5 protein-coding genes are annotated in these 11,157 nt (G+C 74.6%); 2 read left to right on the top strand and 3 right to left on the bottom strand.

Going from position 1 to position 11,157, the window contains the following annotated elements:
• The first annotated feature begins 5 nt into the window (after positions 1 to 5).
• On the top strand, positions 6 to 1,247 hold the full coding sequence (locus tag ML5_RS22675; protein WP_013476320.1) for an acetyl-CoA carboxylase biotin carboxylase subunit family protein: 1,242 nt from the start codon (positions 6 to 8) through the stop codon (positions 1,245 to 1,247).
• Positions 1,247 to 2,401 carry a pyridoxal-dependent decarboxylase, exosortase A system-associated gene (locus ML5_RS22670; RefSeq protein ID WP_013476319.1) on the top strand — a complete coding sequence of 385 codons (1,155 nt, stop codon included), beginning with the start codon at positions 1,247 to 1,249 and terminating at the stop codon, positions 2,399 to 2,401. The genes ML5_RS22675 and ML5_RS22670 overlap by 1 nt, the downstream gene beginning before the upstream one ends.
• 127 nt (positions 2,402 to 2,528) lie before the next feature.
• On the opposite strand, the gene ML5_RS22665 is transcribed toward ML5_RS22670, so the two are convergent.
• The 3 genes from ML5_RS22665 to ML5_RS22655 all read right to left on the bottom strand — a co-directional run bounded on the left by ML5_RS22665 (position 2,529) and on the right by ML5_RS22655 (position 11,125).
• The gene (locus ML5_RS22665; RefSeq protein WP_013476318.1) at positions 2,529 to 4,562 is read right to left on the bottom strand and encodes a hypothetical protein; all 2,034 of its coding nucleotides are present in this window, start codon (positions 4,560 to 4,562) and stop codon (positions 2,529 to 2,531) included.
• Between the two features lie 165 nt (positions 4,563 to 4,727).
• A complete protein-coding gene (locus tag ML5_RS22660) occupies positions 4,728 to 8,984 on the bottom strand; it encodes a VCBS repeat-containing protein (protein WP_049800119.1) in 4,257 nt (1,418 codons plus the stop codon).
• Positions 8,985 to 9,400: 416 nt separating this feature from the next.
• Entirely contained in the window at positions 9,401 to 11,125 is a 1,725-nt protein-coding gene (locus tag ML5_RS22655; protein ID WP_236619273.1) for a bifunctional 3-(3-hydroxy-phenyl)propionate/3-hydroxycinnamic acid hydroxylase, read from the bottom strand.
• Positions 11,126 to 11,157 lie beyond the last annotated feature (32 nt).

The raw sequence follows: 11,157 nt of genomic DNA, 5'->3' as shown, positions 1-11,157 counted from the left end.
GTCGCGTGAAGAAGCTGTACGTCATCCTCATCAACGACAACGTGATCCGATCCGGCCTGGCCGACCTGGGCCGGCTCGCGGACGCGGAACTCTGGCTGGTCTCCAGCCCGCACTACGCGCGCCGGCTCACCGACGAGCAGCGCGCCGCGTACGCCCGGATCGTCGTGCCCGACGACATGGAGACGACCGACCTGGTGGCGTTGCTGGACCGGGAGCTGCCCCGCCCCCGGCCGGAGCAGCTCCGGTTCCTCACCAACGACGAGTCCTGCGAGCTGATCTGCGCGCGACTCGCCGAGCACCTCGGCACGGCCGGCTGGCCGGCCGCGCGCCTGCTGCCGTTCGTGGACAAGATGGCCAGCAAGGCCGCGCTCGCCGGCAGCGGGCTGCGGCTGCCGCGGCACCTGCGCTTCGACCGGGACCGGCACGCCGCCGACCCGCGCGGCTACTGCGAGCGGATCGCCGCGGAGATCGGCTTCCCGATGGTGGTCAAGCCGGTCGACAGGTACGCCAGCATGGACGTGCGGCGGCTGGACGGGCCGGCGGCGTTGCGCGCCTGGGCGAGCTGGGCGTCCTCGCCGAAGGACCGCAACAGCTACGAGGTGGACGAGTTCGTCTCCGGCACGCTCTACAACTTCGACGCGCTGGTGCAGGACGGCCGGGTGGTGTGGAGCAACGTGTGCGCCAACCTCAACCCCTGCATGGAGTTCGCCGCCGGACGGTCGCTCGGCGTGTGGACGCTGCCCGCCGACGACCCGACGGCCGTGCGGGTGTCCGGGTTCGGCCACCGGGCGCTCGCCGCGCTGCGGCCACCGGACGGCGGCGTACACATGGAGGTGTTCGGCACGCCCGACGGCGAGCTGGTCTTCCTGGAGGTCGCGGCCCGGCCGCCGGGCGGCGAGATGCGCGCCGTCTACATGCGCACCCACGGCGTCGACATCGACCTCGCGCACTACCTGCTGCGGGCCGGCGAGCCGTACGACGTGCGGGCCCGGCCTACCGGCGAGCTGGGGGCCTGGGTGATCACCCCTCGTCACGCCGGCCGGGTCAGCGCCGTCGACCTGCCCGCGCTGCGCAGCGAGCACACCGTGCAGGTGCACGTGTCGGTCGGCGAGACCGTCGCGCGCGCCAGCGCGCACATCGTCGAGCCGCCCTCCGCCGTGTTCATGGTCTACGGCGCCGACCGGGCCGCCTTCGGCCACGACATGGACCTGCTGCGTGACCTCACCCTCTACCGCGTGGAGCCCTGATGGACCTGAACCTCGCCGCCGACATCGCCGGCCGCACGCCCTTCTACCTGTACGACTTCGCCGCCGTCCGCCACCGGGTCGCCGAGCTGCGGGCGGCCCTGCCCGACGGTGTGCTGCTGCACTACGCGATCAAGGCCAACCCGATGCCGGCCCTGGTGCAGCGCCTCGCGCCGCTCGTCGACGGACTCGACGTGGCCAGCCACGGTGAGCTGCTGACCGCGCTCGGCACCGCCGTCGACCGGGAGCAGATCAGTTTCGCCGGGCCGGGCAAGCGCGACCCGGAGCTGGCCGCCGCGATCGCCGCCGGCGTGGTGGTCAACGTCGAGTCCGGCGACGAGCTGGCCCGGCTGCGCCGGATCGAGACGGCGGTCGGGCGGTCCGTCCGGTTCGCGCTGCGGGTCAACCCGGACTTCCAGCTCTCCGGTTCCGGGATGACGATGGGCGGCGGTGCGACCCAGTTCGGCATCGACGCCGAGGCGGTCGGCGAGGTGCTGCGCGGGCCGGGCCGGCGCGGACTGTGCGGGCTGCACATCTTCGCCGGGTCGCAGAACCTGCGCCTGGACGCGCTGACCACAGGGGTCAGCCAGACGTTCGAGCTGGCCGACCGGCTGGTACGCGAGCACCGGCTGGACCTCGCGCACGTCAACATCGGCGGCGGGCTCGGCATCCCGTACTTCCCCCGCGACGAGGCGCTGGACCTGGCCGCGTACGGCCGGCACCTGGCCGTGGAGGTGGAGCAGTGGCGCCGCCGCCACCCGGACACCGCTGTCGTGCTGGAGCTGGGGCGGTACCTGGTCGGCGAGGCGGGCGTCTTCGTCAGCCGGGTGGTGGAGCGCAAGCACTCGCGCGGCGAGACGTTCCTGGTGGTCGACGGCGGCATGCACCACCACCTCGCCGCCTCCGGCAACTTCGGCCAGGTGGTACGCCGCAACTACCCGGTGTCCGCTGTGACCGCGAAGCCGGCCGACGAGCGGGAGACGGTCACAGTGGTCGGACCGCTCTGCACGCCGCTGGACACGCTCGGCCGGCGGGTGGAGCTGCCCCGGTGCGAGGTCGGCGACCTGGTGGTGGTGCACCAGTCCGGGGCGTACGGGCCGACCGCCAGCCCGGTGCACTTCCTCGGCCATCCGGCGCCGGTCGAGGTGCTGCTCTGAGTGGGCACGGCGCTGCGCCGCACCGCGACGGCCGGCACACCCGCCAGAGCGTCCTAGGACATTGGTGTGCCGGCTGCCGCGGGAGGCCGGGCTGTGGGTAGGCGTCTTCAGACCGGCCGGACGCAGCTCACGGGCAGGGTCCGCCCGCGCAGACGTCGATCACCTTGCCGGTGAGCAGGAACACCGCCTTCTGCCGCTGCGCGCCGGGCTGGGCGCGCGGGAACTCGTGCGAGTCCTCGCCGTACTCCGGTCCGGCGGGGGCCAGATTGGTCGGCGGCGGCGCGTACGCGGCGCCGCTGTTCCAGACCACCATGGCCGAGCCGGCGTACGGGTACCTGCGGATCGGCGCGATGCCCCAGAACGGCCGCACGTCCGGTGACCAGCCGTCGGCCAGCGCCGGAGTGTGCAGGCGGGCGCCGATGGTGCGCGCCTGGACCTCCGCCGCGGCGGTCGAGACCTGCTGGTCGGCGAAGGCCACGTGCATCAGCACCCGGTGCGCCGGGGTACGCGGCAGCGGCCGGTCGGTCATGTGCTGGGCGTACCCGTTGGCCTCGGACCGGTCCCACAGCATCTGGAGCAGACCGAAGATGAGCTGCTGGTCGATCCGGTCCGGGTAGTAGCCGTCCATCACGGACTGGAACGGGGCGAAGTCGACGCTGCGTTGCAGCAGCGTCGAGTAGTTCATCGCGGGCACGCCGAGCACCGAGCGGGTCCAGTCCTGGGCGACGGCGGTGAGCGCACCGCCGTTGATGCCGCCCTGGCTGTTGCCGTCGTAGTGCAGCCCGCCGGCCACGTCGATCAGCGGCCGCCCGGCGGCGTCGCGGAACGCCGGGTGGGCGGCGAACCCGCTGCGGTGGATCATCGTCCGGCCCAGGAACAGGAAGTTCAGGAAGCTCTGCTGGAGCCGGTCGGCCACCGCGGGGAAGGCGCTGAGGTCGGTGAAGGCGCCCGCCACGTACGGGACGTCGGCGGCGGCCATGCCGATCCAGCTCGTGGCGCAGAAGGTGAAGTCGTACGTCTGCGACATGGTCTTGACGTTGCCGGCGTTGACCTCGGTCGGCCGGCCGAGCAGGCCGTGGCCGTAGAGCGAGAGGTGGGCCGGCTTCGCGGCGGACGCGCTGCGCGGGATGTTGCAGACGAAGTCGGCCGCCACCGTCGTGCCGGACGGTGTGGGCAGCGCGTCCGGCGCCGGCGGGGTGCCGTCGCCGCCGGGCGGCCCGTAGTGCAGCCGGGAGCCCGGTCCGCCGTCACCGGTCAAATAGGACGGTACGGCGACGGTGCCGGTCACCTGCCGGGCGATCAGCGGATCCTGCTCCGGCGTGTAGTCGGTGACCTGGTTGACTGTGAACGAGGGCGCGCGGCGGCCGAGCGCGGCGAACGCGCCGTCCCGGACCGCGAGCATCCGCCCGGTGAGGCCCTGCCGGCTGGCCACTGTGAAGTCCCAGGCCAGGTACAGGCTGTGCCGCTTGACACCGGCCCGGCTCAGGTCGGCGAGGATCCGCCTCATCTGCGGCGCGCGCGGGTCACGCCGGTCCAGGCCGGCGCCGGACACGTACGCGCGGAACGCCTTCGGCGCCGGGATCAGCGCGCCGTCGCCGTCGCGCATGCCGCGCAGGCCGACGACGTACCTCGTGCCCTCGGTCAGCGCGACCGCCGGCCGGATGATCAGCGCCTGCCGGTCCGGGTTGCCGGCGGCGTGCGCGTCCAGTTCCGCCCAGTAGGGCGTGCGCCTGCCGGTGCGGGCGTCGAGCAGCACGATCGGCGCGTCCGGCGCCAGCGAGCGGCCCACGTCGGTGACCGGCGCGATCCGCGTCCGCTCGGCGTCGAGGCCGGGTACGCGCGCCAGAATCGGCGATCCGGGGCTGAACCCGTCCTGCCGGTTCCACTCCGCCGGGTCGATCGGCACGCCGAGCACGTTGGCGGGCATCGCGGAGGCCGCGAACCGGACCCGCTTGCCGGTCGGGGTGCTGCGGTCCGGGACGGTGAAGTAGTCGTTGGGGAACGGCAGCAGGCAGGCCGCCGGGTCGATCGGGTCGCAGGACCGCTGCCCGGCCGGTGCGGGAGGCGCGGACGGCGCCGCGGCGGCGCCGGAACCGAGCAACACGGCCGATGCGGTCACCAACGCGGACACGGCGAGACGGAGCCGTCTGGGGGTGGGCACGCGTGTCTCCTTCGACAGCGGACGGTGGTGTTCTTCCTACGCCCGTGACCGGATCTCGGCAAGGGTCCACGCATCGACAGGGTCGCGAAGCACTACGTGGTGTGACGGGCGCGGCCTCCCGCCGTCCGCCTCTTCCCGGTGGCGGACGGCGGGAGGGGCGCCGGGCTAGCCGACGACCACGACGCGGCCCTGGTTCAGCGGTTGCAGGTGCGCCGGGTCGAGATCGTCCGGTGCGCCCCGGCCGCTGTCGTAGACGACGCGCCCTCCGTCGCTCTCCCAGATCCTGATCCGGAACCGGTCCACGTCACGTCCGTCCGGAGCGTCGGCGACAGTGAGCTGGTACGCGTACCCCGGCCGGCCGTTCACGGTGCCCTCACCCTGGTACCGGCCCACCGGCCCGGCGACGGTCAGGCGCTCGTGTGTCGTACCGGCGAACGTGAACTCGCGTCCCGGCAGCCGGAAGGTGGTCGCGCCGAACGGCGTGGGTGAACCCTTCACCAGGCCCGCGACGAAGGCGAACTCCCCCGGCCCGGTGGCGGCCACGTCGGCGCTGAGGGCGCCCGCCGGTGAGACGATCGCGCCCGCGCCGGCCACCGTCACGTCCGACGGGTCGTAGACCACGATCCGTACCGTCTGCTGCCCGGTTCCGCCGTCGTCGCCGGTCACCGTGAGGCGCGCGACGTGCACGCCGGGCCGGAGATCGCCGGTGGCGACGCAGCCGCCCTCGTTGCGGTCCTCGCTGACCGCACCGGGCGTGGCCGGGGCCGGACCCCCGCCGTCCCAGTCGACCGCGCAGCGGTGGGTGTCCGGCACGCCCGGGTCGGTGAACGTGGCCCGCACGGTGACCGGACCGGCCACCCGCACCTCCTCGTCGAGCGCGATCGGGCTCACCTCGATCGGCCGGTTCGCCACGGTGACTGTCACCGTGTCGGTGGCGGTGCCGTGGCGGGCGTCGGTGGCGGTCAGTTCCAGCCGGTACGTGCCGGCCCGGTCGGCGCGGAACGACGGCGTGCGGGCCGGACCCTCCAGCCGCAGGCCGCCGCCGAGGCCGCCACCCTCCGGCTGGGCGAGCACCGTCCAGGACAGGGTCACCGGATCGCCGTCCGGGTCGGTGGTCCGGGTCGCGTCGAGGGTGACGGTGTCGCCCTCGACGGCGGTCCGGTCCGGCCCGGCGTCGGCTGTGGGCGGGCCACCGGCCGGCAGGACCCGGCCCACAGTCACCTCGGTACGCGCGGTGGCCCGCAGGCCGTCGGCGTCGGTGGCGGTGACCGTGAGGACGTGCCGTCCCTCGCTGAGCTGCCCCGGCGTACGGGTGGCGCCGGTGCCGAGGTCACCGTCACGGTCGGAGGTCCAGCGCACCGCCGACCCGTCCAGGTCGCCCTGTTCCGGGTCGGTGACGGACGCGGCGAGCGTGACCGTCTGCCCGGTGGCGAAGAACGTGCCGCCCATCGGAGCGGTGATCCGTACCGCCGGGTTCTTGCCGGCGACAGTGAGCGGACCGCTCGTCGCGTCGGCGGTGTGCACACCGTCGGTGACCCGTACCCGCAGCCGGCCGGTGGCCGCGCCGCCGGTGCCCGCGAGCTGCGCGGCGTCCAGCGTGTACGACGTCCCGGTTAGCCCGGTGGCCAGCACCCGCCAGTCGTCGGCGCCGTCCGGGCTGTACAGGACGCTCGCGGTGACCGGGCCGCCGTCGGCGTCGCCGGCGCTCCAGCCCACAGTGACCGGCCCGGTGGCCGGCACCGACGCGGGCGGCGCCTCGCCCGCCAGCGCCACGACGGGCGGGTTCGCCGACACCGGGAGGGTGGCGAGGTCCCGCCCGGCGCGGGTGTCCACGAGCGTCACCCGGCGGGTGCCGGGGGCGAAGTCGACGACCTCGTGGAAGGGACGAGTCGCGGCGTGCTCGGTGGCCGCCGGGGTGAACGGATGCTCGGCGAGCGTCGCCCCGGCGGCGTCGAGCAGCCGCAGCGCGTACGGGCCGGGCGTGGTGGCCGGGCGCTGGGTGGTGCGGGTCAGGCGCTGCCCGGTGAGGGTGGCGGTGCCGTCGCCGACGGCGCCGGACAGCGCCAGCAGGTCACCCGTCGCGCCCTGCTGGGCGGGCGGGTTCTGGACGCGGTTGCGCCACAGCCGCCACAGGTCGTCGGAGACCCAGGTGTTGCGGCAGTAGCTCATCAGGTCGGCGACCGGCGGGCTGGTGTCCGGCGCCCAGACGATCCGGCGCGGAGCGCCGACCGAGGCGTCACCGATGTCGTAGCCGGCGAAGCCGGGATTCGCCGGGTCCGGCCCGCCGATGGTGCCGCGCGGGTACGGGTAGGACCGGGGCCCGGTCTCGTCGCCGGGATTGTCCGTGCACTCCACGTGCCCGGCGCCGAGCAGGTGCCCCAGCTCGTGCAGGATGGTCGTGGGGTTGTGCGCTCCGCCGACCGCCACCCATCCGGGGATGTTCTCGGCGATGCCGCCCATCCGGTCCCGGTTCACCATGACCAGGTGGTAGACGCCGGGCTCCCGCGTCCCTGCCGTCGCCTGCCGGTAGCGGTCGAGCACCGAACGCGCGTCCTGCGCGTCGAGGAAGAAGCTGTCGTCACCGATCCAGAAGAACGGGTGGTCGTCGCGGTAGTCGGCGCGGGTGACCTCCAGCCGGCTCGTCGGCAGCGTGCGCCGCAGCAGCGACTCGGCCCGGTCCAGGTCGGACTCGGGAGGCAGCACTGTCTGTCCGTCGCGCTGGTAGCCGAACCGGATCAGCTTGACGCGTACCGGTTGGGACGCCTGGAAGCGCACCGTGCGCTCGGTCACGTTGTCCAGGTGGTCGGGCTCGGTGACCCGGCGGTCCGGGTTGATCTCGACCCGCAGCCTGACCTGGCCCTCGCTCGTCCACTGGGTGGGCAGCTCGAACAGGAACCCGCCGCCCAGTTGTCCGCGTCGCACCGTCCGGTCGGGCACCAGCAGGCGGCCCGGGTTCGCCGGGGCGAGCGGCGGGCCGAGCGACGTGCCGTCGGCCCGGAACCCGTGCAGGGCCGCGGTCACCGCGGGCGTCTGCGCGTCGGTGCCGACGTACGCCCGGACGACGGTGCGGCGGTCGGCGACCAGGTCGACGGAGTTGCCCAGGTCCTGGATGACCTGGGTGACCTCCAGCCCGCCGGCGGTCAGGTTCGGTCCGGGCGCGGTGCAGGTGTTCAGGTAGACGCGCAGGGTGTTGTCGACCTCGTCCAGGACGGCCACGTCGAGGGACTGGTTGTTGTCGAACCGCCCCACGGCCGCCTGCACCGGCCGGCTGCCCGCCGCGAGGACGGCCGGGGTGCCGAACGTGCCGTCGCCACGGCCCGGGAAGACGTAGACCGCCCGGCTGGCGTAGCCGACCACCACCAGGTCCGGACGGCCGTCCCGGTTGACGTCGGCGACGTCCACGTCGTGCGGACCCTCCCGCCCCGGGGTCAGCGGCCCCAGGTCCAGCGACGGCAGCTCCCGGGGCGCCGGCGGGAAGCCGCCGGACGGTGGGTCGCGGTAGTCGCTCCACAACCGGATGCGGTCCTCGCCGGGGATCGCGACGGCCGCGTCGAGCCGCCCGTCGAGGTCGAAGTCGGCGATCGCGGGCTTCCACGCCTCGCCGATCCCTTCGACCCGGGGCGCGGGGCTGTTAGCGCCGTCGCGGATCACCGACACCGTGCCCTGTGTGCGGCTGCTGACCAGGAGATCGGGCACGCCGTTGCCGGTCAGGTCGCCGGCGGCGAGGAAGTCCGGCTGGACGTACGTCGGCTGGTCACCGAGGAGGAACCTCTGGTCGAAGCTGCCGCCGTTGAGGTTGCGGAACACCCGCACCCGGTCGTCGTCCCGGTCGGTCCGGTCCTCCGGGTCGAGGGCCGCCAGGTCGGGCAGCAGATCACGGTCGAAGTCGGCCACCGCGACGTCCGCCACGCTGCGGCCGGCCAGCACGCGCCCTCCCGGCCCGAAGCCCGGGTCTCCACCGGCGGCGCCGAACCAGACACCCACCCCGTCGGTGGTCGCGACGGCGTAGTCCGGTTTGGCGTCCCGGTTGAAGTAGCCGACGGTGACGGCGCGCGGCGTGCCCGGCGCCGGATAGACCTCCGGCGGGGCGCCGGGCCCCACCGACGTGCGGAACGTCCCGTTACCGACGGCGATGAGCTGGTGCACGTCGCCGTCACCGCTCGCCGAGGCGACGAGCAGGTCGTCGAAGCCGTTCTGGTTGGTGTCGACCGCCTCGACGTCACGGGGAGCGGCCACACCGGCGACCGCCGGCATGGCCGTGAACCCGAACGTCTCGCAGCCGGCGACGAGGCCCGCTCCCGGCGGGCCGGCGACCCGGACCGGTGCCGCGGCGCCCGGCACTGTCGCCCCGGGCCCCAGCAGGACCACCGCCAGAGCGGCCGCCACCGCGCCGGTCCACCGGCCTGATCTTCGTGAACGCATCACTGCCACCTTTCCGCGCGCACGACCGTCCGGCGCGAGGCCGGACGGCGGCGCACGATCGTCGTAGGAGAGTGGGAAGTCTCGATCGGGTCGACCGGGAGACGGCCGGCTCGGGCCGGGTGCCGCACGCGGGGCACCGCCGGTCCGGTACGAGTCTCGTCCCCGGGGGACGTCCGGCTACAGGGTCGGCGGTCCAGGGCGGCGCAACGGCGTGCCGGATCTTTCTGCCCGCGCGCAAGACAACCCCCTGCCCGTCCGGCCACATCGGGCGGCCGAGTCGGGAAGACGATTGCGCGCGGCGGTGGACGCCGAGCCGGCTCGGCACCGCCGGCCGGCGGACCGCCACGGCCGGGGCCGCACGTCGGCACGCCGCGACGGCGGGCGTGGGAGATCGGCCCGGCTGCCGACGAGGGCGGTCACGACGACGAGGGCACTGCCGGCGCCGTCGCGAGTCCCGGGCTGGCCGCCCGGTTCCGGCCGCCGTCCGGCGGCGCACCGAGGGCGGCCGACAGGTCCCGTGCGGCCTGCTCGATCCCGCCGGCCGTCGCCAGCGCGAACACGAACCGGTCCGGCCGCAGCACCACCAGGTCGGCGCCGTGCCGCCGCAGCCACCCGCCGAGCACCCCGTCGGCGTCCACGACGTCGATCCGGTCCGGACGGCCGTCCGCGGACGACTCCGGCGGGCCGGCGAGCGGGTCCGGCAGGCCGGCGAGCGGCGTGCCGGACGGGTGGACCGCGACGAACCGCACCGGCAACCCCTGCCACCACGCGCCGGGCGGGTCGTCCACACCGGCGCGACCCAGCACGACGAAGCCGTCGCCGAGCGCCTCGTCGAGCAGGCGCTCACCGGGCGCACCCGGGATGAGGACCCGCGGCTGGGGGAACATGGTCCCGACCACGCCGTCCCGCCGCCCGCCGGCCATCAGGCCCCGCCGGTACGCCGGCACCGGCTTGAACTCGAAGCGCTCCACGAACCGCCGTACCCGGGGAACCGTCTGGACCGCCCGCAGCGCGGTGTCACGCAGCCAGGCGGAGATCCGGTTGCGGGCCAGGAAGACGCGTCCCAGCCGGACGCTCGTCTGTGCCATCTCCACCGTGTGCGGACGCCGCTCGGTCTCGTACGTGTCGAGCACCGCGGGATCGGCGGCACCGGACAGCACCAGCGACAGCTTCCACGACAGGTTCGCCGCGTCGCGCAGCCCGCTGCACAGGCCCTGGCCCATGAACGGGGGCATCTGGTGGGCCGCGTCGCCGAGCAGGAACACCCGTCCCTCCCGCCACCGCTGCGCGACGAGGTGGTGGAAGGTGTAGACGACCGCCCGGGTGACGGCGAACCGGTCCGGGTCGACGTACGGCGAGACGAGCGCGGCGACGGTCTCCGGCCGCTGCACCTCGTCCTCGGTCTCGCCCGGGCGCAGCATGAACTCCATCCGGTAGCTGCCGGCCGCGCCGGGAGAGACGAACGCCGGGCGCCGCCAGTCGCACACGAACGTGGTGTCGGCCACCCGCACGGCGTCGGGCGGCACGTCGCCGGAGACCGCGAGCCACGGCTCGGCGTAGCTCGCCCCGGACAGCGGGATCCGGACGGCGGCGCGGGTGGCGCTGCGGGCGCCGTCACAGCCGAGCACGTACCGGGCGCGGACCGCCCGCCGCTGCCCGGTGACCACGTCGGACAGGAGCACCGTCACGCCGTCCTCGTCCTGGGTCAGGCCGACCAGCTCGGTGCCGAGCGCGAGCCGGACGTGCGGGAAGCGGTCCAGCCCGGCGCGCAGCGTCCGTTCCAGTCGCGGCTGGTCGAAGAAGCGCAGCGGCGCGTGCCCGTACCCGAAGTCCGTCTCGGACAGCTTCATCCGGGCGAAGACCCGGCCCGCGCCGTTGACGTACTCGACCAGCGGCGGCGCGATCGTCTCGTCGCGTACCTCGTCGAGCAGCCCGGCCTGCTGGTAGATGCGCAGCGCCTCGTCGTCACAGGAGAAGGCCCGCGGCTGACCGTGCGGCGTGGCGCTGCGCTCCACGACCAGCGTGGTGACCCCGCGGGCGCCGAGCAGGTTAGCGGTGAGCGCACCCACCGGCCCGCAGCCGACGACGGCGACCTCGACCTCCTGGACCTCCTGGTGAGCCGGCGGCTGAGCTGATCCCATGGTGGTGCCCCTTCGGAACATGGTCCCGGACG

This window comes from Micromonospora sp. L5, from assembly GCF_000177655.2.
Taxonomy (GTDB): Bacteria; Actinomycetota; Actinomycetes; order Mycobacteriales; family Micromonosporaceae; genus Micromonospora; species Micromonospora aurantiaca.
Note: the sequence above shows the minus strand (reverse complement) of the source record. Positions and strands in the feature narration are given on the sequence as shown.

Bases quoted from the DNA above. Each gene is read 5' to 3' on its own strand.
- ML5_RS22670 (WP_013476319.1), top strand. From the start codon at position 1,247: ATGGACCTGAACCTCGCCGCCGACATCGCCGGCCGCACGCCCTTCTAC.
- ML5_RS22660 (WP_049800119.1), bottom strand. From the start codon at position 8,984: ATGCGTTCACGAAGATCAGGCCGGTGGACCGGCGCGGTGGCGGCCGCT.
- ML5_RS22655 (WP_236619273.1), bottom strand. From the start codon at position 11,125: ATGGGATCAGCTCAGCCGCCGGCTCACCAGGAGGTCCAGGAGGTCGAG.